23 protein-coding genes are annotated in these 22,859 nt (G+C 60.7%); 16 read left to right on the top strand and 7 right to left on the bottom strand.

What is annotated here, in order from left to right; all coding sequences use genetic code 11:
• Positions 1-117 precede the first annotated feature (117 nt).
• Both J2Y56_RS23145 and J2Y56_RS23140 read right to left on the bottom strand, forming a co-directional pair.
• Positions 118-1,908: a SulP family inorganic anion transporter gene (locus J2Y56_RS23145; RefSeq protein WP_007942600.1), complete on the bottom strand. Its 1,791-nt coding sequence runs from the start codon at positions 1,906-1,908 to the stop codon at positions 118-120.
• Between the two features lie 76 nt (positions 1,909-1,984).
• Complete coding sequence (locus tag J2Y56_RS23140; RefSeq protein WP_007942601.1) at positions 1,985-2,644, bottom strand: hypothetical protein; 660 nt, start codon at positions 2,642-2,644, stop codon at positions 1,985-1,987.
• 229 nt (positions 2,645-2,873) lie between these two features.
• Here J2Y56_RS23140 and J2Y56_RS23135 point away from each other — a divergent pair, with 229 nt between their 5' ends.
• The 3 genes from J2Y56_RS23135 (at position 2,874) to J2Y56_RS23125 (ending at position 6,788) form a co-directional block, all read left to right on the top strand.
• On the top strand, positions 2,874-4,151 hold the full coding sequence (locus J2Y56_RS23135; RefSeq protein ID WP_310352931.1) for a flavohemoglobin expression-modulating QEGLA motif protein: 1,278 nt from the start codon (positions 2,874-2,876) through the stop codon (positions 4,149-4,151).
• A 184-nt stretch (positions 4,152-4,335) separates the two neighbouring features.
• Entirely contained in the window at positions 4,336-5,874 is a 1,539-nt protein-coding gene (locus J2Y56_RS23130) for a DUF3300 domain-containing protein (protein ID WP_007942604.1), read from the top strand.
• A 26-nt stretch (positions 5,875-5,900) separates the two neighbouring features.
• The gene (locus tag J2Y56_RS23125) at positions 5,901-6,788 is read left to right on the top strand and encodes a DUF2950 domain-containing protein (protein ID WP_007942605.1); all 888 of its coding nucleotides are present in this window, start codon (positions 5,901-5,903) and stop codon (positions 6,786-6,788) included.
• A 143-nt stretch (positions 6,789-6,931) separates the two neighbouring features.
• Here J2Y56_RS23125 and J2Y56_RS23120 read toward each other — a convergent pair whose 3' ends face one another.
• The 5 genes from J2Y56_RS23120 to J2Y56_RS23100 all read right to left on the bottom strand — a co-directional run bounded on the left by J2Y56_RS23120 (position 6,932) and on the right by J2Y56_RS23100 (position 10,403).
• Positions 6,932-8,113, bottom strand: a complete 1,182-nt coding sequence (locus J2Y56_RS23120) for a carboxylate-amine ligase (RefSeq protein ID WP_007942606.1) — start codon at positions 8,111-8,113, stop codon at positions 6,932-6,934.
• Positions 8,085-8,372, bottom strand: coding sequence for a hypothetical protein (locus tag J2Y56_RS23115; RefSeq protein WP_007942607.1), 288 nt, complete (start codon positions 8,370-8,372; stop codon positions 8,085-8,087). The genes J2Y56_RS23120 and J2Y56_RS23115 overlap by 29 nt, the downstream gene beginning before the upstream one ends.
• 131 nt (positions 8,373-8,503) lie before the next feature.
• The gene (locus tag J2Y56_RS23110) at positions 8,504-9,328 is read right to left on the bottom strand and encodes a DUF3618 domain-containing protein (RefSeq protein ID WP_007942608.1); all 825 of its coding nucleotides are present in this window, start codon (positions 9,326-9,328) and stop codon (positions 8,504-8,506) included.
• Complete coding sequence (locus J2Y56_RS23105; protein WP_007942609.1) at positions 9,325-9,756, bottom strand: phage holin family protein; 432 nt, start codon at positions 9,754-9,756, stop codon at positions 9,325-9,327. Before J2Y56_RS23105 ends, J2Y56_RS23110 begins: the two co-directional genes overlap by 4 nt.
• A complete protein-coding gene (locus J2Y56_RS23100) occupies positions 9,756-10,403 on the bottom strand; it encodes a hypothetical protein (RefSeq protein WP_007942610.1) in 648 nt (215 codons plus the stop codon). The genes J2Y56_RS23105 and J2Y56_RS23100 overlap by 1 nt, the downstream gene beginning before the upstream one ends.
• A 211-nt stretch (positions 10,404-10,614) precedes the next feature.
• Between J2Y56_RS23100 and J2Y56_RS23095 the strand changes: the two genes are divergently transcribed.
• The 13 genes from J2Y56_RS23095 to J2Y56_RS23035 all read left to right on the top strand — a co-directional run bounded on the left by J2Y56_RS23095 (position 10,615) and on the right by J2Y56_RS23035 (position 22,801).
• Positions 10,615-11,286 (top strand): GntR family transcriptional regulator, encoded by a 672-nt coding sequence (locus J2Y56_RS23095; protein ID WP_033048642.1) that lies wholly within the window; start codon positions 10,615-10,617, stop codon positions 11,284-11,286.
• 114 nt (positions 11,287-11,400) lie between these two features.
• On the top strand, positions 11,401-12,333 hold the full coding sequence (locus tag J2Y56_RS23090) for a 4-hydroxyproline epimerase (protein WP_007942613.1): 933 nt from the start codon (positions 11,401-11,403) through the stop codon (positions 12,331-12,333).
• Positions 12,330-13,445, top strand: a complete 1,116-nt coding sequence (locus J2Y56_RS23085; protein WP_007942614.1) for an FAD-binding oxidoreductase — start codon at positions 12,330-12,332, stop codon at positions 13,443-13,445. Before J2Y56_RS23090 ends, J2Y56_RS23085 begins: the two co-directional genes overlap by 4 nt.
• Positions 13,438-13,674: a (2Fe-2S)-binding protein gene (locus J2Y56_RS23080; RefSeq protein ID WP_007942615.1), complete on the top strand. Its 237-nt coding sequence runs from the start codon at positions 13,438-13,440 to the stop codon at positions 13,672-13,674. The genes J2Y56_RS23085 and J2Y56_RS23080 overlap by 8 nt, the downstream gene beginning before the upstream one ends.
• The gene (locus J2Y56_RS23075) at positions 13,671-14,927 is read left to right on the top strand and encodes an FAD/NAD(P)-binding oxidoreductase (protein WP_007942616.1); all 1,257 of its coding nucleotides are present in this window, start codon (positions 13,671-13,673) and stop codon (positions 14,925-14,927) included. Before J2Y56_RS23080 ends, J2Y56_RS23075 begins: the two co-directional genes overlap by 4 nt.
• A 74-nt stretch (positions 14,928-15,001) precedes the next feature.
• On the top strand, positions 15,002-15,751 hold the full coding sequence (locus tag J2Y56_RS23070) for an AraC family transcriptional regulator (RefSeq protein WP_310352925.1): 750 nt from the start codon (positions 15,002-15,004) through the stop codon (positions 15,749-15,751).
• Positions 15,752-15,981: 230 nt separating this feature from the next.
• Entirely contained in the window at positions 15,982-16,800 is an 819-nt protein-coding gene (locus tag J2Y56_RS23065; protein WP_007942618.1) for a transporter substrate-binding domain-containing protein, read from the top strand.
• Between the two features lie 10 nt (positions 16,801-16,810).
• Positions 16,811-18,583, top strand: coding sequence for an aconitase X (locus tag J2Y56_RS23060; protein ID WP_007942619.1), 1,773 nt, complete (start codon positions 16,811-16,813; stop codon positions 18,581-18,583).
• Positions 18,576-19,241 (top strand): amino acid ABC transporter permease, encoded by a 666-nt coding sequence (locus J2Y56_RS23055; RefSeq protein ID WP_150780984.1) that lies wholly within the window; start codon positions 18,576-18,578, stop codon positions 19,239-19,241. The genes J2Y56_RS23060 and J2Y56_RS23055 overlap by 8 nt, the downstream gene beginning before the upstream one ends.
• Before the next feature lie 10 nt (positions 19,242-19,251).
• The gene (locus tag J2Y56_RS23050) at positions 19,252-19,902 is read left to right on the top strand and encodes an amino acid ABC transporter permease (protein WP_007944312.1); all 651 of its coding nucleotides are present in this window, start codon (positions 19,252-19,254) and stop codon (positions 19,900-19,902) included.
• On the top strand, positions 19,895-20,617 hold the full coding sequence (locus tag J2Y56_RS23045; protein WP_007944311.1) for an amino acid ABC transporter ATP-binding protein: 723 nt from the start codon (positions 19,895-19,897) through the stop codon (positions 20,615-20,617). The genes J2Y56_RS23050 and J2Y56_RS23045 overlap by 8 nt, the downstream gene beginning before the upstream one ends.
• Positions 20,618-20,734: 117 nt before the next feature.
• Positions 20,735-21,763, top strand: coding sequence for a trans-3-hydroxy-L-proline dehydratase (locus J2Y56_RS23040; protein ID WP_007944310.1), 1,029 nt, complete (start codon positions 20,735-20,737; stop codon positions 21,761-21,763).
• A gap of 120 nt (positions 21,764-21,883) precedes the next feature.
• Positions 21,884-22,801 carry a dihydrodipicolinate synthase family protein gene (locus J2Y56_RS23035; protein ID WP_007944309.1) on the top strand — a complete coding sequence of 306 codons (918 nt, stop codon included), beginning with the start codon at positions 21,884-21,886 and terminating at the stop codon, positions 22,799-22,801.
• Positions 22,802-22,859: the final 58 nt, after the last annotated feature.

The raw sequence follows: 22,859 nt of genomic DNA, 5'->3' as shown, positions 1-22,859 counted from the left end.
TCACTCATACGCCACAAAAACCTTTGTGGCGCCTGAAATCTGACGATAGGACCACCCAGGCGTTCCTGCAAGGCGCTTCGGTTGTTGATAGCCCCAAAACGCCGGCAACCCACCGCCTCACTGATTCTCATCCTGCCGTTTGGCCCCCTCCACAGGATAGGTCGCTAGGTAACTGTTGACCGCTGTACCTAATGTCGGAAAAAACGAGTTCTCGCCAAACTGCGTGAAAAGCCCGAATCGCTTCAGTTTGTCCTTGACCGGGTCTTTCATCTCAGCGAGGCACAATTCGATGCCCGCCGCGCGCAAGGTTTCGTCCAGTTCGGCCAACATGTCGGCAGAGGTCACGTCCACACTGGTCATCGGTTCTGCCGCAACGACCACCCAGCGTACCGGCGTAGGCGACGAAGCCACTGCGTCCAGCACCCGTTCATTGAACAACTCGGCGTTGGCGAAAAACAAAGGCGCATCCCAGCGGAAAAGGACCAGGCCGGGAAGAATTCGTGCGTCAGGAAAACGCTTGATGTCATGGTAGCCCTGAAGGTCATCGACACGTCCCAACACCGTGGAGTACGGCCGCCAGCCATCCCACAGGAATTCAATCACCGCAAGCACGATGGCCAGGGCAATCCCCTCGATTGCACCAAACACGGCAACACCGACAGTGCAGGCGATGGACAGCCAGAACTCCCACTGCTGAATGCGATAGATGCGTCGCAGGTCCGTGACCTCGATCAAGCCGATGGCTGATGCGATCACGACCGCCGCCAGCGCGCTGTTGGGCAGGTCCTGCAACAGGTTCGGCGCCACCAGCAACAGCAAGGCAACCGCCAGCGCTCCGACGACACCGGACAATTGGGTTTTGGCGCCTGCGGCCTCAGCCACCGGTGTGCGTGACGAACTGCTGCTGATTGGAAAACCCTGGAAAAACCCGGCCGCCAGATTGGCGACGCCGAGCCCCACCATTTCCTGGTTCGGATCAACGTAAGTACGCGAACGTGCCGCATAGACACGCGAGAGCACGCTGGTGTCGGCGAACGAAACCAGCGCGACGGCGAATCCGCCGATCAGGACCGGGACAATATCAGCTTGAGTGATCCAGGGAATGGCGAACGCAGGCATGCCTTGTGGAAGCTCGCCGAGGACCGATATTCCGTATTTCGTGGCAAGGTCCAGCACACCGACGGCGATGGTTGCGCCCGCCACGGCAATCAAAATACCCGGAATGCGTTTGTGCCCCTTGAGCAACATGATCACCACCAACGTGGCAGCACCGACCGCGAACGTGACCCAGTTGGTTTTTCCGTCCAGCACCGAGGTAATGATCGCCCACATGTTTCTCAGCGGCCCGTCGGACTCGATCTTGAAGCCGAAAAACTTGGGCAATTGGCTGATCAATACGGTCAGCGCAATACCGTTCATATACCCGTAGCGAATCGGTTTGGAGAGCAGTTCCGTGATGAAGCCCAAGCGCGCAATGCCGGCCAGGATACAGACCACCCCCGACACAATCGCCATCATTCCCGCCAGGGCGACGGCACGATATGGATCGCCACCCGACAGCGGCAGGATCACCGCAAGGATGACGGCCGCCAGCGAAGAGTCCGGCCCCAGCACCAAAATCCGGCTCGGCCCGAATAACGCATAAGCCAGCAGCGGAATGATCGTCGCGTACAGACCATAAATGCCGGGTACGCCCGAGGCCACCGCGTAGGCAATGCCCACTGGCACCAGCATTGTGGTCAGGACGAGTCCGGCGACGATGTCATTTCGCAACCAGCCTATTTGATAGGTGAGCAGCGTATTCAGCCCCGGCAGCCAGCGGCGCCAGCTCTTCTGATCGGCGCCTGCTACCCGATGTGCAATACGACCCGGTTCCGGGGCGGAAGGTACAGAATTAGAATCGCTCATAGACCTGTAACCCCTTGGTGTACAGCGCGTAATGGCTTAGAGGCAGCGGCAGAATTGCCGTGCCCTCCTCTGTTCTTCATCCGCCGAGCGCGACGATCGCTACGATCAGCACCGCGCCAGTGACCGCCATCGCAATCCCCCCTTGCCACGGCTTTGCGCCGGCGTATCGCCCCAGTATCCAACCCGAGATGAACAGCACCACGATCCCGACCAAATTGGATAGACGAACAGCGAGAGCCGTCTCGTCGAGTAACAGGAAAGGCACCACGAGCGGAAAGGTCGATGCCACCACCAACAGAAAAACACCCAATGCCCCCTTGAAATCATCCCAACCAAGCCGCGACTGCACGGACGTGGCGGGGATCTCGGCCAGGCGGCTGCGTAACAATTCCAGGGTCTCAGGCTTGGCCGCTGCCGCCAGGTGCGATGGCAGGGCACCCGCCACAAGCGTCTGGCCGGTGGTCGCGTCCGCCCCGCTGAGCTTTGCGTATAACGTGCTTTTGCGCGTGCGATCGATCAAGGCACGCAACAGATACATCACCGCGTCCGCGAGCCCCCAGGCCAGGTTGCAACCGAGTGCGGCAAACATCATGGTGCGTTCATCCTCCTGACCCGATGTCGCCACGCTGATCGTTCCGGTGAATGTCATCGCCATGAGCAGGCCGAAGATCACCTCTGTAACACGGTCGACGGGGTCGAGTATTCGTGCTCGCTTCTGTCCTTCGGTGTTTGGCATGCGTCCTACCTCGCTGAAAAATATCCGTGTGGTTCAGGTTTCATTGGCCAGAGCACAATGCTTTAAGCGGTGTTTTTTTCGATTTCACTTCATTGTAGTGACAAAAAAAATTGTCGCTGCCAGCGTGCGTGAGTCTCCAGACGCAGCACCTGTGCCTATAAAGCCAAAACGCACTGCATCGCAACGACTAAGCTTTTACCGGTAAGTCTCGACTCCCTGGAAGATTCCGATGATCGCCCTGCCCCTGTCTGAACTCGATGCCGCCCTGCCCGGTCTGGCCCGCAAGATCCGCGTGCTGGATGCGCTGGCGTGGCCCGATGGCGTCGAAGAAGCTTTCCTGGCGAATTGGCGCAGCGGCCGTGCACAGTTGCCGAACGTCGAACTGCGACCGCGTGACCACAGCGCCGATATCGCCGCGCTGGAAACCTTTGTCGAGCATTGTGATGAGGCGCATCCCGCCGGGAACCACCTCGCCATGACCGCGCGAAGCTATGCCACGGCCGGTCGCCTGCTGGGGGCCATTGGCACGCCCGCCTTTACTGACTATTCATCAGCGCTGTATCGGCGTCCGGATTTCCATTACCCGCGCCTCAACTTGAGCATGCTGGACGCCGCCCGGTTCTTCCTCAACACCACCGACGCGCTTCTGGGTAGCGCCAGGATTCCACCGAGCCCGGCCGAGATTCCGGCCAAGGCTTTGGCCGCATGGATGCAGCCGGAACTGGACCGGTTTTTCGGCGAGGGCCAGGTCACGGTCGTGCTCGATCCGACCCTGGCCGCCAAGGCCATCGCCGGGTCGAACCGTATCCGCCTGCGCGCCAGCGCGCTGTTTTCTGAACTGGACAAGAATCAGCTCTTGCAGCACGAGGCGTTCGTGCATGTCGCCACGGCACAAAACGGTGCACGCCAACCCAACCTCAAAAGCCTGGGTCTAGGAGCGCCTCGCACGACACAGACTCAGGAGGGTATTGCCACTTTGGCCGAGCTGTTCACCGGCAGCATGGACATCAACCGCTTGCGTCGCCTCGCCTTGCGCGTGCTCGCGGTCCAGCAAGCGCTGGAGGGTGCCGATTTCATCCAGGTATTCGAAGGTTTTCTGGCGGCCGGTCAATCGCAAGAGGAGTCATTTCGTTCCACCCAACGAGTGTTCCGCGGCGCCGACCTGCACGGCGGGTCGGCGTTTACCAAGGATGCCGCTTACCTGACGGGCTTGATCGGCGTGCATACCTTGCTGCGCATAGCGATCCGCGACAACCGGCCGGAGCTGGTCGGCCATTTGTTTGCCGGGCGCCTCAGCCTGGGTGACACCGTACGCCTGGCGCCCCTGTTCGAGTCGGACTGGCTTCAGGGTCCGGTCTATGTTCCGGCCTGGGCCAGTGATCTGCGCCTGCTCGCCGCCAACCTCGCCTTCTCTGCCTTTATCGCCCGGATCAAACTGGATGTTCTCGATCTGGACGTGCTCATGGCGTTTGCGGACGAGCACGAGAACGATGCCAGTGCCCTGTGACGAGGGCGGCTGTGGTTTGAGCGATCAGTGCGAATTGAATGAACGTAAATAAATGGCAGAAATTTTTTGTTTGCTACGCTTAGGAAGCGGCATCGAAGCTGAGGTCTGGTGTTGGCAACGTCGGACCTCACCTCCCTGGCATTGATTCACTCACTCCAAACCTGCCTGACCACCTGGAGATGCAATGCGCATTCCCTCACTTTGCACGTTGTCAGCTGTCCTTATTTTGAGCGGATCTTTCTGCGTATCGCAGGCGGCGATGGCGGCCTCAAGCACGACCACTGCCGTGCCAGCGCCCGCCAATTCGGCGCCTCTCAAAGATGCCGTGTTTACCCAGGAACAGCTGGATCAAATGCTGGCGCCCATTGCGCTGTACCCGGACCCACTGCTGGCACAGATTCTGATGGCCAGCACGTACCCCGGGGAATTTACCGAGGCCGTCGCCTGGTCTAAAGCCAACCCGAACGCCAAGGGCGATGATGCAGTCAAACAAGTGCAGAACAAACCCTGGGATCCGAGTGTACAGGCGCTCGTCGCCTTCCCGCAGGTGTTGGCCACGCTGGGACAGGATCCTGTGGCGGTACAACGCCTGGGTGATGCCTTCCTGGCGCAGCCCGACGATCTCATGGCCGCGGTGCAACGTTTGCGTCATCAGGCGCAGGCAGCCGGCAACCTGGAGAGCAACCAGTATCAGAACGTGACGGTTCAGAATTATCCAGCACCGGCAGGCACGTCCACAGAGGTGGCTCCGGCCCCTGCCAGCACCATCATCATTCAGCCCGCCGATCCTCAGGTTGTCTACGTCCCCACTTATAACCCGACAACCACCTATGGCACCTGGCCTTATCCTGCATCACCTCCGGCGTACTACCCACCACCACCCGCCTATTACCCCGGCCAGGCCTTGTTGACCGGGCTGGCGTTTGGCGCCGGTGTGGCTATCGTCGGTTCGTTGTGGGGTGATTGCGACTGGGGTAATAGCGACGTCGACATCGATGTCGAACGCTACAACAACATCAATGGCAACAACCGAATCAACGTTAATCAGAACAAGTTCCAACATAACTCCGCGCATCGCAACGGTGTTCCTTATCGAGACAACAGGAGCCGCGAACAGTACGGTCGGCAACTCAACGGCGCCACTCAGCGTGAGGCCTATCGAGGTGACACGCCGCAACGGGCCCAGCAGCGAGAAAATGCCCGCAGTTCGATGGACAGGGCCGGAATCGAACGACCTCCCACCACTAACCGCGAAGCCCGTGATCAAGCGCGCGACGCCCAAGCCAGAGGCGTGGACAGCAATCGGGCGCAAGGTGGTACAGACAGGGACGCTGCCAGACAAAATGCAGCCAACAGACAGAGGGCGGCTGAAAGACAGAGTGCAACAGACAGACAGCAGGCTTCCAACAGAGGCCAGGGCACTGACAGAGCCAGTCAGCAACCCAGGAAACAGACCGCCGATGCCAGACAGCGCCAAGGTAATACACAGGCGCGCCAGACGACGAAAAGTCGGCCAACCACCAAGGCCGCCAGTAAGGGCAGTGCCCGCAACAATGCATTCGCCGGCGCGCGCTCACCGTCCCAAGTCAACGCACAAGCCAATCGTGGCCGGGCCAGCCAGGCATCCGCCCAGCGCCCCAATGCCTCGCGATCAGCCGGCAAGCAAGTCAGTCGGCCGTCCAATCCACCAGCGCGTCAAAGTCAAAGGGGTGGCCGTCGTTGAATAACAATCCTCGAGTAAAGGCACTCATGGGCTTGCTTCGTCAGTCCCTGGCGATCACGGCAGGCGTTGTGTGGTCCTGCATGGTCATGGCATATCAGGAATTCCCAACGCCCGAAAAGGCCACTGAAGCGTTCGTCGAAGCACTGGGTACGAAACAGGCCAATAATGAACGCCTGACCGAGTTACTGGGTACGGAATGGCGCAGTTATATCCCTCGCCAAGGCGCGGAGCGCAAAGATGTCGATGCATTTTTGAAGCTGTACCACGAACAACACCACCTTGAAAAAACCAGCGACAACGAGATGATCCTCTCGGTCGGGACCAACAAATGGCCAATGCCTATCCCTATCGTAAAAGGCCCGAAAGGTTGGCACTTCGACATCAAGGCCGGCAGTGCGGAAATCCGTGCGCGTCGAATTGGCCGCAATGAATTCGCCGCGTTGCAATCGGTGCAGGCCTATCACGACGCCCAGATGGATTATGCGTCAGTGGATCGTGACGGTGACGGCGCACTTGAGTATGCGCAGAATATCTACAGCGCCCCCGGCAAGCACGATGGGCTGTATTGGGCAGACGACGATAGCGGTCAGATCAGCCCGTTGGGTCCCACGTTCGGCAACGCCATTGCCGGAGAACCCTGGCATGGTTACTACTTCCGCATCCTGACTGGCCAAGGTCCTTCGGCACCGGGTGGCGCCTACAGCTATCTCATTGGCGACAAGATGAGCCGGGGTTTTGCACTGATCGCCTGGCCGGCGAAATACGCTGATACCGGGGTGATGAGTTTCATGATCAGTCATGACGGACAGGTGTTTGAGAAAGATCTGGGGCCTGAGGGTGAAAAGGTCGCGCAGTCGATGAAACTCTTTGATCCGGATGACAGCTGGAAAGAAGTCACGGTAGATGAAGACTAGAAGTAGAACAGCCGCTGCGCCTGGCACCATTCAATTAAGGCAATCACGCAATTTTTGTAGCAGCTGGCGAAGCCTGCGTCCGGCTGCGCAGCAGTCGTGAAATCAGACGATGCGGTGATTCAGCAAGACCGCAAGCTCAGGTTTTACGACTGCTGCGCAGCCGGACGCAGGCTGCGCCAGCTGCTACGAGTCTTATTGCATGGCGCTTGCGATGTTTCCACCAGCAACTGATCCACTACTTGCGACAGAGCGCTATGAACATCCTCGGTGCCGGTCAGCGCTCGCTCGAAAACGCTGCGCTGGCGGTCTGCACTGGTACCGCTGCGCAGAATCCGGCGAGCTTGGGAAAAGACGTTTTCCACACATAAATCCCGCGCCGCCTCGCCCAGGATCTGCTCCGCCAGGAACAGCCACTGCTCAGCCGAGAAGGGTCGGTCGTACCCTTCAACAATGAAGGATGCATGGATTCCAGAACGTTTCGCCCGCCAACGATTTTCTTTGAGAATCCAGTGAGACGTGGGCGACCAGAACCGTCCTGGCCGGGTTTGATCAATGGCGTCGGCAACCAGCAATCGAAACAATGAGGCAATACACAAGGCATCTTCCAGGCGGGGACACGCATCCGTCATGCGCAATTCCAGGGTCGGATACCGGCAAGCGGGTCGTAATCCCCACCAGCATTCGCTGGCCTGCCTGATGGTACCTGTACCAATCAGCAAGGCGACGTAGGCCTCATAGGCCGCTTCATCCTCGAAGTACTCCGGAATGCCCATCCTCGGCCACTCATCACACGCGGTCTGCCGGTAGCTCATAAAGCCGCTATCGGCGCCGTCCCAAAAAGGTGAAGAGCTACTCAGCACCAGCAACAACGGCATCCACGGCAACACGTGGTTCATGACTCGAATACGGTCCAGGTGTTCCGGCACCTCAACATGCACATGCAGGCCGGAGAGCACGCTACGCCTGGCCACGCGCTGATAGTCTTCAAACATCTGAGTAAAGTGATCCTGCCGGGTGGGCTCTTGCACACGCCAGTCTGCCAACGGGTGGCTCCCGACACACAGCAGTCCAAGACCATAAGACTGGAGCGTGCAGCGCAACGATTTGCGAGTGCTGACAAAGTACTGTTCGGCCTCGGCAATACGGGTGAAAACGGGAGAAGCCACTTCGATTTGGCCTTGGAACATCTCATACGCGAAACATTCGCCGATCGCCGCCTTGCACGCGTCAATCGCCGCGCTGGGCGGCCGCTCGGCCATACGTCGAGTGTCCAGATCAGTGATGAAGTATTCCTCTTCAATCCCGAATTTCAGATGTCTGTTCATCGATGTGCCCTGAGTGATAATCCTCCCCCGCTACTGCGCGCAGAAAGGCCTGATCGGCCGCAATTCGCAAATCTCGCCACTCTTGCCAACTGACCATGCGCTGACGGTCCATCTCGTCCGATTGTCGTAGCAATTCCTCGTGCCAGGCCTCAGGGGAGTCCATTCGCAATGCGATGTTTTCGAGTGCTCGATGCCAGGAATCCAGCGCACAAAGTCTTCGTTCCTGAGCCTGCGTCAGCTGGTTTCTGAAGGCGTTCATGGCAGTGCAATCCCGGAGGTATTTCTGAATGGATCAACAGGGTTCGACGCAGGTTCATGGGGGCCGACAAGAGGTGTTGACGTACGAATAACGGGAGGCCTGAATGGACCTCCCGTTATTCATAGCCGCCTTTAGGAAGTACCCATTCCTCGAGACAGATCGGCTGGGGCATCGGGTGTTTCGCGGTAATCGCGTTCCGGTTTCATGCCTGCGTCCGCTTGATCCGTCGTTTTTGTCACCGTATCGCGCACCGCCTCGAAACCCTCCCGCGCCTGTTGCTTGACCTTGTCGGCCAGCCCTGCGCTGGACTTGCCCATGTAGCGTTGCTCGGTCGCTGTCGAGGGCAATGCAGCGCCCAACATCGCCCCCAAGGCGATACCTGCAGCTGCGACCATCAGTGGCTGCTCTTTGAGCAAATGGCTGAGTTGATTGCCCATCACTTGTGTACTGCGCACCAAACGGTCGCTGGCGTCATGAACGGCGTGGCTGACGCTATCGGTGGCCGCTCCCAGGTTGTCACCCAGGTGCGCCGCTTTGCCTTTCACGCTCTGGTAACCCTCCTTGAGTGTGTCGGCAGTCTGGTGCAGATGGTCACGCGCACTGTCGATGCCGTCAGCCAGGCCATCGGCCCACTCCCCGACCTTGTTCTGATCAGTACTTGCGGGATAAACCGGGCGTGGGGTCGGCGGACGGTTCTGGCTCATCATCAACCACAGCAGCCCCACCGACGTTAGCACCGCAGGCACGGGATTATTGCGCACGCTGGTGCCCAAGTTGGTCAGGAAAGTCGTACCGTTGTTCTGCATGAAAGACAACGCCTGATCAAAGGCCTGTCCTGGGGTAAATTTGCTTTCCAGGGCATCGACAATGTTGCCGATACTCGCCCGCTGCGCATCGATATCGCGCTCGATGGCCTCGGGGCTTTTTTGCGACTCGTATTCGAATTCACTGTTCATGAGACTCTCCTGCGCAGCGCTTCCTGATCTTTGTTCAAGGCGTCCAACGTCCGGTCTGGCTTCAAATGGGACGGTTCGAACTGTTTTTTTCCAGCTTGCAGCATGGCGAACCCGACGATCATCACCACCACACCAACGATCAGTGCCGCCAACCACGGCGCCATCACGATGCTCAGGCCATAGACGGCGGACATCAACAGGATGATGAACCCCGCCAAAAGCACAACCGCCCCGCTCGCGACTCCGGCAATGCCAGCCTTGAGCGTTGTAAGGCTGGCCTGAAGCTCGGCTTTGGCCAACGCCAGTTCCTTGGTGAACAGCGCCGGCACTTCGCGGGCTAACTGTCGCAATAGTCCGACGACCGAAGCATCAGGATCGGGTACGGGCAACGGTGTCGCCCCTGGGAAATTCGGATCTTCTCTGTTCATCACAGTGCTCCATTGGCGTTTGTCGAACCGGGGCTCGAAGGCGTTGCAAAGTCCGAAGGGTGGCCGTGGTCACTGGGTGCCGTCGGCGTGACGATGGTGCCGCCAGGGCTTTGATCGGTGCGAGATGGAATGGAAGTTTCGTAGGGGCGTTGCGCGCCAAATCCACCTGACGTCGGCATTGAGTGGCCCGCTGCCGGATCGCTGGCATCCGGGAATGTCGCCGCTGGCGCGGCACCGGCCTTGAGAAAGCGCGACAGGCCAAAGCCCAGCGCAATGCTGCCGGCTATGAACAAGGCAGGATTGTTGCGAGCCAGATCGGCGCCGTCATGGAGCAACTGTTCGGCACTCTTGCCACGCAGGTTCCCGGCCAGGCCGCTCATGGACTCGGCCATGTCCGACAGGTAGTCGGACATGCCCAGTGTGTCCTTGTCCTGCAACTCAGCAACGAACGATTTCGCCCCGTGGGCCAGTGCCTCCATCTGGTCGGCTGCCGTATCCCGGTATTGACCAAATTGCGCATCAGCCTGCTCTCTTGCGCCGCCCAGTGCCTCTGTCACGTTTTCCTTCAAGTGTTCAAAGCCCTGCTCTGCCCCTCCGGTGTCGGGTTTATCGGGCTGACTCCCGGTTGTGCTGTCTGAAGTAATCATGTCGTCCCTCGCCTTCTGAATGAAAAAGCGTAATCAGGGTTCGCCACGAAATACCCGCAGCCCCCCTTATTCCAGATGACGGGGCGGCGGTACGGGGAGTTCCAACGGATTGATGAGCGATGCGCTCGGGTTGACACCTGAAAGGGGCGAGGGAGATCCGTTAAAGAATTTCGTATACCCTAGCGCTATCTCACTCCAAACGACCGCCGACGTGAATCTACCCAAACTCAACGCCCCCGACCTTGGCAATACGCCTTCGACCTCGGAAATCATCACCCGCCATCTGCGGGACGCGATCGTCGCCGGTCATTTTGCCGAGGATGAACCGATTCGCCAGGACGATATTGCCCGTCAGTTCAACGTCAGCAAAATTCCGGTGCGCGAGGCCCTAAAGCGACTGGAGGCCGAAGGGCTGGTGATGTTCCAGCGCAATCGCGGGGCGATGGTCACGCGGATTTCCGACGCAGAACTGGCGCAGATGTTTGAAGTACGCATGTTGCTGGAAGACAAGGTGCTGCGCCTGGCCATTCCCAACATGACCGAACAGACCTTCGCCCGTGCCGAGAGCATCTGCCAGGAATTCATCGGCGAAGACGACGTCGGGCGCTGGGCCGAGCTCAACTGGGAGTTGCATTCCTGCCTGTACGAGCCGGCGCAGCGACCGTTTCTGGTCAGCCTGATTCGTTCGGTCAACGACAAACTGGAACGCTACCTGCGCATGCAGATGAGCCTGTCCGCCGGCAAGGAGCGCGCCGATCACGAGCACCGCGAGATCCTTGCAGCCTGCCGTGCCAAGGATGTGGAACTGGCGGTGAAGCTGTTGGATGAGCACATTGCCGGCGTCTGCAAGACCCTCTTCGAGCATCTGCCCCACGCCCACTGACGGCTGCGGACACTGTGCCGATTTCGTCATCGGCACCGGTTAAATCCATCAAGCCGACACCCGCCCGCACGGGCCACTCTAGCGTTCACTCAACCGAATGGACGTGGCCCCCCCATGAAAAGCATCTCCGTCATCGACTCCCACACCGGCGGCGAACCGACCCGTCTGGTGACCGCCGGTTTTCCTGAAGTGGGTCGCGGCAGCATGGCGCAACGGCGCAAAATCCTCGCCGATCAACATGACCAATGGCGTGCGGCGTGCGTGCTGGAACCACGGGGTAGTGATGTGCTGGTGGGTGCCCTGCTCTGCGAACCCGTAGACCCGAGCGCCTGTGCCGGGGTGATTTTCTTCAACAACAGCGGTTACCTGGGCATGTGCGGCCACGGCACCATCGGCCTGGTGGCGTCTTTGGCGCACATGGGCAAGATCGGGCCCGGCGTGCACAGCATCGAGACACCGGTGGGCACGGTGCAAGCCACCCTGCATGCCGACCATTCGGTCAGCGTGCGCAATGTGCCCGCTTATCGTTACCGCAAGGATTTGGCATTGCAGGTGCCGGGGATCGGTCAGGTGATCGGCGATGTCGCCTGGGGCGGCAACTGGTTTTTCCTGATCGCCGACCACGGCCTGCGGGTGTCAGGCGACAACCTTGAGACGCTGACCGCTTATACCTACGCAGTGCAGCAGGCACTGGAAACCCAGGGTATTCGCGGTGAAGACGGCGGCCTGATCGACCACGTCGAACTGTTCGCCGATGACGATCGCGCCGATAGCCGCAACTTCGTACTCTGCCCGGGCAAGGCCTACGACCGTTCACCGTGCGGCACCGGCACCAGTGCCAAACTGGCGTGCATGGCGGCTGACGATAAGTTGCAGCCAGGGCAGATCTGGCGCCAGGCCAGTGTCATCGGCAGCGAGTTCGAAGGCTCCTTCGAATGGCAGGGTGAGCGCATCATCCCGACCATTCGAGGCCGCGCCTTCATCAGTGCCGAAGCCCGTCTGATCATTGAACAGGACGATCCTTTCGCTTGGGGCATTCGCCCATGAGCCAGGGCCGTGTGGCCGATGTGATCGTCATCGGCGCCGGCATCATCGGCGCGGCCTGTGCCCAGGGCTTGGCGCGTCGCGGCTTGCAGGTGCTGGTGCTCGATGCCGGTCTGCACAACGCGACGGCCGCGGGCATGGGCCACCTGCTGGTGCTCGACGACAACCCGGCAGAACTGGCCCTGAGTGACTATTCCCTGCAGCGCTGGCGCGAGCATGCGCCGGACTTGCCCGACGGCTGCGCTTACCGCAACAACGGCACGCTCTGGCTGGCCGCCAACCCCGAGGAAATGGCGGTGGCCCACAGCAAATACCTGAACCTGCAAGCTCAGGGAATCGCCTGTGAGCGGGTTGGTGCCAGTACCTTGCGCCAGCGTGAACCGGAGTTGCGCGAGGACCTTGAAGGGGGACTGCTGATCAAGGGTGACGGCATTCTCTATGCGCCCGCCACGGCCAACTGGATGCTCGACACGCCGAACATCCACCAGCGCCGGGCACGGGTCACGGAGGTCGATGGCCATCGGGTACGCCTCGATGACGGCCACTGGTTGAGTGCCGAAGCGGTGGTGCTGGCCAACGGTGTCCAGGCCAGTGAACTGTGCCCTGAGTTACCCATCGAGCCGAAAAAAGGTCACTTGCTGATCACCGACCGCTACCCCGCCACCGTCACCCACACGCTCGTGGAACTGGGTTACGTCACCAGCGCCCACAACGCCAAGGGCCCGTCCGTGGCCTGCAATATTCAACCGCGTCCGACCGGGCAATTGTTCATTGGTGCCTCGCGGCAATTCGGCACGACCGATCCGCAGGTCGAAGGCTGGATGCTGGCGAAAATGCTCAAGCGTGCAGCCCACTACATGCCGGGGTTGGCACGGCTCAATGGCATCCGCGCCTGGACCGGTTTTCGTGCCGCCAGCCCCGACGGCTTGCCGCTGGTGGGCCAGCACCCACAACGCCAAGGCTTATGGCTGGCGGTCGGTCATGAAGGATTGGGGGTGACCACCGCCCCAGGCACGGCGGATTTGCTGGTCGCGCAACTGTTCAACGAAACCCCGCCACTGGCCGCTCAACCCTACCTGCCCCAGCGTTTCCTCGGAGAACCTGTGTATGCCTGAATTGATGCTCGACGGTCAGGCCCTGAGGGTCGCCGACGGTACCAGCGTCGCCGCGGCCCTGGCGTTGGGTGGCAACGGTTGCAGTCGCACCTCGGTCAGTGGACAACGGCGCGCACCGCTGTGCGGCATGGGCATCTGCCAGGAATGCCGGGTGACCATCGACGGTCGCCGTCGCCTCGCTTGCCAGACCCTCTGCCGTGACGGCATGCAAGTGGAGACACAGGCATGAACGAATACGCCGACATCTTGATCATCGGTGCCGGCCCCGCCGGCATGGCCGCCGCACTGGCAGCGGCCCCCAGTGGCGCCCGCGTTGTCATGCTCGACGACAACCCGCTGGCGGGCGGCCAGATCTGGCGCGACGGCCCGCAAGCCAGCCTCCCCGCTCAGGCCCGTCAGCTGCGTGAGCGCTTGCAGTCCCACGCCAATATCCGACATCACAGCGGCACTCGGGTGATCGCCAATCCCGGCACGAAACAACTGCTAGTCGAAGACGACGATCGCGGCTGGCTGATCAGCTATGAAAAATTGATCCTGTGCACCGGTGCCCGAGAGTTGCTGCTGCCCTTCCCCGGCTGGACACTGCCTGGGGTGACAGGGGCCGGGGGTTTGCAGGCACTGATCAAAGCTGGCCTTGCGGTGCGTGACGAGCGCGTGGTGATTGCCGGAAGCGGCCCCCTCTTGTTGGCCAGTGCGGCTACCGCCAAAAAACACGGTGCCACAGTGCTACGCATCGCCGAGCAAGCTTCACTCGCGTCTGTCGCCGGTTTTGCCGCGCAACTGCCGCGCTGGCCTGAGAAATGGCTACAGTCGTTCAGCTTGTTCAACCGTCATTACCGTGCAAGCACTCATGTCATCGCAGCCCTTGGCACTGACCGACTGGAAGGCGTGCGCCTGCAACAGCAAGGCAAAATCAACGAACTGGAATGTGAGTGGCTGGCCTGTGGGTTCGGCTTGATCCCGAATATCCAATTGGGCCAGGCACTGGGTTACGCCATCGAAGGACAAGCGTTGGCGGTGGATATCTGGCAGGCCAGCCACCGCGCCGATCATTACGCAGCGGGCGAATGCACCGGGTTCGGCGGCAGTGAACTGGCCTTGGCCGAAGGTTCGATTGCCGGATACAGCGCTGTGGGAGATCTGGAAAAGGCCCGCCAATGGTGGCCACGCCGGGCACGCTGGCAAGGTTTCGCCAAGGCACTGAACCGGGCCTTCGCCCTCGACCCGCACCTCAAGTCCCTGGCCCGCCCCGACACCCTGGTCTGTCGCTGCGAAGACGTGCACTACGCCACACTGACTGAACACAGCGACTGGCGCGAGGCCAAGCTGGCCAGCCGTTGCGGCATGGGTGCCTGTCAGGGCCGTGTGTGTGGCGCCGCCGCTCAGCATTTATTTGGCTGGCAACCCTCGGCGTCGCGCCCACCGTACAGCCCGGCGCGGATCGAGACGTTGATGAGCCTGGACGACACCCCGCCAGGGTGATGCCCGTGCCTGGGGTTTCGGTCATGCGGCCGAGCCTCTATGATCCGCAGGTCGCCCTCGGACCTCCCAGCGCTATGTACCCCTCACTCACCACCTTCAAACCCTGCGACCTGCCGACACTGCTCAGCAACCTTCAGCCCATCGCGCCGTTGCTCGACACCCTTTCGGACGTGGTGTTTTTCATCAAGGATTGCGAAGCTCGTTACGCCTTCGTCAACCAGACGCTGGCGCGGCGTTGCGGTTTTAAACACAGCGAACAATTGCTGGGACTGACCGCCGAGCATGTCTTCCCGGAAAACTTCGGCCCCCTGTACACCGAACAGGATCGGCGGGTGTTATCCAGCGGCCGTATGCTGGCCGACCAACTGGAACTGCACCTGTATTTCGGTAACCAGCCGATCTGGTGCCTGACCCACAAACTGGCCCTTCACGACGAACAGGGTCGCATTGTCGGCCTGGCCGGTATCTCCCGGGATTTGCCAACACCCCAGTCCACGCACCCGGCGTACCTGAAGCTCGCCGCCGTGGATGCGCATATCCGCAGTCATTTCGCGCGTCCCATCAGCCTCGCTGAATTGACGGCCATTGGCGGTTATTCTGTCGCGCAACTGGAGCGTCACTGCAAACGGGTGTTCCAGCTCACACCGCGGCAGATGATTCACAAGGCGCGACTGGAAGAAGGCTCGCGCCTGTTATTGCACACCGACCTGCCCGTCACCGAAATCGCCCTGCGCTGCGGTTACACCGACCACAGTGCCTTCAGCCGGCAGTTCCGTTCACTGACCAGTTTGTCGCCAAGTCAGTATCGCGATAATCAGCGCTAGGCCGGTCACCGGTGTTCCCTAAAGGGGCGCCCGCACAACCACTGCTCCCATCTGTAACACCGACCTGCATCACACCGAACCGGCGTTGCGCCGCTGCAACACTTCTACTTCAAGGGCTGACGGTCATTTCACCGTTCTGACTGGAAAACGGCACGTTGATTGCTATTGTTAATATCGTATACGAAATCCCCAATACGATATTCAACAGCACTTCACTCACCGAGGCCTCTATGAAAAACCCCGCATTTGCCGTAGCCCTCAGCGCTGTTCTCAGTACCCTCGTTGTCGCCAACGCCCAGGCTGACAAGCTCGACGACATCATCGGTGCAGGCAAGCTGCGCTGCGCCGTGACCCTGGACTTCCCGCCCATGGGTTTTCGTGATGCCGCCAACAACCCGGCCGGCTTTGACGTGGATTACTGCCGCGACCTGGCGAAGATCCTCGGGGTCGAGGCTGAAGTGGTCGAGACGCCATTCCCGGACCGCATTCCGGCGCTGGTCTCCGGGCGCGCCGATGTGATCGTCGCCTCTACGTCCGACACCCTGGAACGGGCCAAGACCGTCGGCCTCACCGTGCCCTACTTCGCATTCCAGATGGTGGTGCTGACCCGCGACGATACGGGCATCAACGGCTTCGACGACCTCAAAGGCAAACCCGTGGGCAACACCAGCGGCACCTATGAGGCCATCGCCCTTGAGAAAAACGTGAAGAATTGGGGCACTGGCAGCTTCCGTGCCTATCAGTCGCAGAACGACACCCTTCTGGCCGTTGCCCAAGGCCACATCGACGCCACCGTGGTCACCAACACCGTCGCCGCCGCCACCCTCAAATCGGGTAAATACAAAAACCTCAAAGTCGCCGGTAACGCCCCGTACGTGATCGACTACGTTTCCCTCGGCGCCAAGCGCAACGAGTACGGCCTGCTCAACTACCTCAACCTGTTCGTCAACCAGCAGGTACGCACCGGTCGTTATCAGGAGCTGTTCGTCAAATGGGTCGGCACCGATATCTCGCCGGCCAACCTGACCGTGCCACAGGTTTACTACTGAGATGTCCGGCATGCCTGGGTCCGTTTCTCTGACCGGTCGCAGCCTGGTCGCGGGCGCCGCTCAAGGTGCCCTGCTGTTCGCCGATGTCGGGCTGAGTTTCTGGGGTGGGGTTGACGCCAGCAGTGGCGAAGTCATCGATCGCCACCACTCGCTCAGCGGCGAATATCTGTCGGGGTGTGTGCTGGCGATTCCCAGCGGGCGCGGTTCGTGTACCGGCAGCAGTGTGTTGATGGAGCTGATCAGCAACGGCCATGCACCGGCGGCACTGGTGCTGGCCGAACCGGATGAGATCCTGACCCTGGGCGTGCTGGTGGCGCAGACCATATTTGCCCGTTCCCTGCCGGTGCTCTGCATCGGCCGGGAGGCGTTCGCGACCTTGGGCGATCACGCTTTCGCCCGGGTCGATGGCGCCACGCTGAGCCTGTTCGAGTACCTGCCCGGTGATACCTGGCAGGCGCTCGACAAACCTTGCACCGACAGGCGTGCTTCCATCGAGCTCACCGAGTTTGATCAGGCGTTGCTCGACGGTCAGCACGGTCAAGCCGCGCAAATGGCCATGCACATTGTTCTGCGCATGGCCGAGCTGCAAGGGGCGCGAAGTCTGGTGGACGTCACCCAGGCGCACATTGATGGTTGCATCTACACGGGGCCTGCCAGCCTGCGCTTTGCCCAACAGTTGGTGCAATGGGGCGCGAAAGTGCGGGTGCCCACCACCCTCAATTCGATTTCCGTGGACCAGCGCCGCTGGCGCGAATTGGGCATCGACCCGGCCCTCGGCGAGCCGGCCAGTGCCTTGGGCGATGCCTATATGGCGATGGGTGCGCATCTGAGCTACACCTGCGCGCCTTACCTGCTCGACACTGCGCCCAAGGCAGGCGAGCAGATTGTCTGGGCCGAATCCAATGCCGTGGTGTACGCCAACAGCGTGCTCGGCGCACGCACCCTGAAGTACCCGGATTACCTCGACATCTGCATCGCCCTCACCGGCCGCGCCCCATTGATCGGCTGCCATCTGGACGAGCAACGCAAGGCCCGCTTGCAGATCGAGTTGCCCGTACTCGGTGAACTGGACGATGCCTTTTACCCGCTGCTCGGATATCACATCGGTGCCCTGGCCGGCAGCCGCGTGCCGCTGGTACTGGGCCTGGAAAACCGTCAACCGAGCCTCGACGATCTCAAAGCCTTCGGTGCGGCCTTCGCCACCACCTCGGCGGCGCCGCTGTTTCATATCGCCGGGGTTACACCGGAAGCCCTCGACCCGACACAGGTACTGGAAGCGGATGCATTCATACCCGTGGAAAAAATCCGCCTCAAAGACCTGCTGAAAAGCTGGCGCGAGCTCAACACTGCCCGTGACCACCGGGTGGATGTGGTGTCGCTGGGCAACCCGCACTTTTCCCTCAGCGAATTTGCACATCTGGCGCGGCTGTGCCGGGGCCGGCACAAACACCCGAACGTGGTACTCGCCATCACCTGCGGTCGCGCGGTGCTGGAGCAGGCACGCCAGGCCGGGCATATCGCGGTGATCGAAGTCTTCGGCGCCACCCTGGTCACCGACACCTGCTGGTGCATGCTCGGCGAGCCGGTGATTCCACCGGCCGCCACCACCCTGATGACCAACTCCGGCAAGTACGCCCACTACGCCCCTGGGCTGGTGGGTCGCAAGGTGCATTTCGCCAGTCTTGCCGAGTGCGTCGATACCGCGTGCAACGCCATCGCCAGCGGGCGTCTGCCGGCCTGGCTGCAACCCGCCGCCCAACTGGAGAGCCCCGCGCATGTTTGACTACACCTTCCAATGGCGCTCAGCCCTGCGCGCCTTGCCGGACATGCTCGCCGGCGCCGTGGTCACCTTCGAGACCGCGGCCCTGTCGATGATCTTCGGGGTGCTCATCGCCCTGGCCCTGACGGTCATGCGCGAAAGCAAAAACCCGCTGTTGCGCGGTATCGGCAACGGCTGGGTATCGATTGCCCGTAACACGCCGTCGTTGTTCCAGATCTACATCCTTTACTTCGGCCTCGGCTCGCTCGGATTGCATGTCAGCTCGTGGCTCGCATTGCTGGCCGGGATCACCTTCAACAACGCGGGCTACCTGGCGGAAAACTTTCGCGGCGGGCTCAAGGCCGTGCCCCAGACCCAGGTGCGCGCCGCCCGCTCATTGGGCATGACTGCCTTTCAGACCTACCGCATGATCATCGTCCCGCAGCTGTTGCGCATCGTGTTCTACCCGCTGACCAACCAAATGGTCTGGGCGGTGTTGATGACGTCGCTGGGGGTCATCGTGGGGCTGAACAATGACCTGACCGGGGTGACCCAGGACTACAACGTCAAAACGTTCCGCACCTTCGAGTACTTCGCGATTGCGGCGGTGCTGTATTACGCGATTGCCAAGGCGATTGTCGCGAGCGCCCGGTTGATGGCCTGGCGGTTGTTTCGTTACTGAGGAGCTGTCCATGTTCGCCACCGGTTTTTCCTCCAATGACCTGCTGTTCCTGCTCAATGGCGCCTGGGTCACGCTGCAATTGACGTTCTGGTCGATCATCCTCGGCTCCATCGCCGGGCTGCTGTTCGGCTTGCTGCGGGCTCTGTTGCCACGGGCCAGTTTGCCGCTGGCCTGGGTGCTGGACGTGTTTCGCAGCGTGCCGTTGTTGATCCAGTTCGTGCTGTTCAACTCCCTCAAAAGCATCGTCGGCCTGAACATCAGCGCCTTCAGCGTCGGTTGCATCGTGCTCGGTGTGTACACCGCCGCCTACTTCACCGAGATCGTGCGCGGCGGCGTGCTGGCGGTGCCCTTCACGGTGCGCCGGGCCAGCCGCTCACTGGGCCTGAGTTTCTTGCAGGACCTGCGCTGGATCGTCCTGCCGATGGCCACGCGAGTCGCCTTCCCCGGCTGGCTGAACCTGGTGCTCGGCGTGATGAAAGACACCGCGCTGGTGATGTGGATCGGCATCGTCGAACTGCTGCGCGCCTCGCAAACCATCGTCACCCGCATCCAGGAACCGTTGCTGGTGCTGTGCATCGCGGGCCTTATCTACTACGTCATGAGCCTGGTGGTTGCACGCCTCGGCGCTCGTCTGGAAAGAAGGTGGCAGGAAAATGATTGAGATCGATAACGTACACAAATCCTTCGGCAACCTCGAAGTGGTCAAGGGCGTAAACCTGACCGTGAACAAGGGTGAGGTGGTGTCGATCATCGGCGGCTCCGGCTCCGGCAAATCCACGCTGTTGATGTGCATCAACGGCCTGGAGCCGATCCAGAAAGGCAACATCCGAGTCGACGGGGTCGAAGTTCATCACAGCACCACCGACCTCAACCGCCTGCGCCAGAAGATCGGCATCGTGTTCCAGCAATGGAACGCCTTTCCGCACCTGACGGTGCTGGAAAACGTCATGCTCGCCCCGCGCAAAGTGCTGGGCAAAACCAAGGCCGAAGCCGAAGAACTGGCCGTGCAACAACTGACCCACGTCGGTTTGGGCGACAAGCTCAAGACCTTCCCCGGCAAGCTGTCCGGCGGTCAACAGCAACGCATGGCCATCGCCCGCGCCCTGGCGATGTCACCGGAATACATGCTGTTCGACGAAGCCACTTCAGCCCTCGACCCGCAACTGGTGGGCGAGGTACTGGACACCATGCGCATGCTCGCCGAAGACGGCATGACCATGGTGCTGGTGACCCACGAGATCCGCTTCGCCCGCGATGTGTCCGACCGGGTGGCGTTCTTTCGCAATGGGTTGGTGCATGAGATTGGGTCACCGGATCAGGTGATTGGTAATCCGGTGCATGCGGAGACTGCGGCGTTTTTGAAATCGGTGAAATGACAAATGGCCCCATCGCCAGCAGGCTGGCTCCCACAGTGGATCTGAGTTGGACACTGAACCCTGTAGGAGTGAGCCTGCTCGCGATGAGGCCCCAACAGACACAACAAGGATCAAACCATGCGCTCATCAAAAGTAATCCACGTCGTCAGCTGCCACGCCGAAGGCGAAGTCGGTGACGTGATCGTCGGCGGTGTCGCCCCGCCGCCCGGTGCCACCGTGTGGGAACAGTCGCGCTGGATCGCCAAGGATGAAACCCTGCGCAACTTTGTGCTCAACGAGCCGCGCGGTGGCGTGTTTCGCCACGTCAACCTGCTGGTGCCGGCCAAGGACCCGCGGGCGCAGATGGCCTGGATCATCATGGAGCCTGCGGACACGCCACCGATGTCCGGTTCAAACTCACTGTGCGTGGCCACCGTGCTGCTCGACAGCGGCATCCTGCCGATGACCGAACCGCAAACCCGAATGGTGCTGGAGGCTCCCGGCGGGCTGATTGAGGTGGTTGCCGATTGCCGTGACGGCAAGGTTGAACGGGTCGAAATCAAGAACGTGCCGTCCTTCGCCGATCGCCTCGATGCGTGGATCGAAGTCGAAGGTCTCGGCTCGCTCAAGGTGGATACCGCCTATGGCGGTGACAGTTTCGTGATCGCCGATGCCAAGGGTCTGGGTTTTTCAATCAGTCCGGACGAGGCTGCCGATCTGGTGAACGTCGGACTGAAAATCACTCGGGCGGCCAATGAGCAGTTAGGGTTTGTGCATCCGCTGAACCCCGAGTGGTCGCACATCTCCTTTTGCCAGATCGCGGCGCCTATCGTCCATGAGAACGGTATCGCCACAGGCGCCAACGCGGTGGTGATTCAACCCGGCAAAATCGACCGCTCACCCACTGGCACTGGCTGCTCGGCGCGCATGGCGGTGTTGCAGGCCAAGGGCTTGATGCATGTTGGCGAACGTTTTATCGGTCGTTCGATCATCGGTTCCGAGTTCCACTGCCGCATTGATTCAATAACCGAAGTAGCCGGCCGCGCCGCTATTTACCCGTGCATTTCCGGGCGGGCCTGGATTACCGGCACCCACCAATTGCTACTCGATCCGAGCGATCCATGGCCACAGGGCTATCGCCTGTCCGACACCTGGCCGGGTGCTTAATCCCTTAACACCCAGACCAACGGCTACTAAATCTCCCCAAAAACCCGAAAAAAACACTGGCCGAAACTTTTCATTTTAAATATCGTATACGAAATACAATTAACGATCCGGAGGCAACAAATGAGCAAGCGTATCAACTGGAGTGGCGTCTTCCCTGCGGTAACCACTCAATTCAACGATGACTTCAGCATCAACCTGGATAAAACCCACCAGGTGATCTCCAACGTGATCCGCGACGGTGTGTCAGGCCTGGTGGTGTGTGGTTCCGTCGGCGAAAACACCTCGCTGACCGCCGAAGAAAAAATCGCCGTCACCGAAGTCGCTGTCGATGCTTCTCGCGGCCGGGTGCCGGTGATTTGTGGCGTGGCTGAATTCACCAGTGTGCAAGCGGCCAAGGTCGCCAACGCAGTACGCAAGGTCGGCGTCGATGGCGTGATGCTGATGCCGGCTCTGGTCTACGGCTCCAAGCCGTTTGAAACCGCCGAGCACTATCGCTACGTGGCCAAGAATGCCGACGTGCCGCTGATGGTCTACAACAACCCGCCGATCTACAAAAACGACGTGACCCCGGACATCCTGATTTCCCTGGCCGACTGCGACAACGTGGTGTGCTTCAAGGATTCCTCCGGCGATACCCGCCGTTTCATCGACGTGCGCAATGAAGTCGGCGACCGCTTCGTACTGTTCGCCGGCCTCGATGATGTGGTGCTGGAAAGCATCGCCGTGGGTGCCGAAGGCTGGGTCTCGGGCATGTCCAACGTGTTCCCGAAAGAAGGCGAAACCATTTTCCGTCTGGCCAAGGCCGGGCGCTTCGCCGAAGCCATGCCGATTTACGAATGGCTGATGCCAATCCTGCACCTGGATGCCCGTGCCGACCTGGTGCAGTGCATCAAGCTGTGTGAAGCCATCGCCGGTCGCGGCAGCGCGCTGACCCGTCCGCCACGCCTGGCCTTGCCGGAAGCGGATCGGGTGTTCGTCGAACAAATCATGGCCAAAGCCCTGGCGAACCGTCCGCAACTGCCGGACGTCGGTCTCTGAGTGATTGCCGGGCGGGCCTTCACGGCCCGACCCGGCTGCCTGTTTTTGCGCCTCTACA

This window comes from Pseudomonas sp. BE134, assembly GCF_031456105.1.
GTDB lineage: Bacteria > Pseudomonadota > Gammaproteobacteria > Pseudomonadales > Pseudomonadaceae > Aquipseudomonas.
The sequence above is the reverse complement of the archived record's forward strand: the minus strand, read 5'-3'. Positions and strand labels throughout refer to the sequence as shown.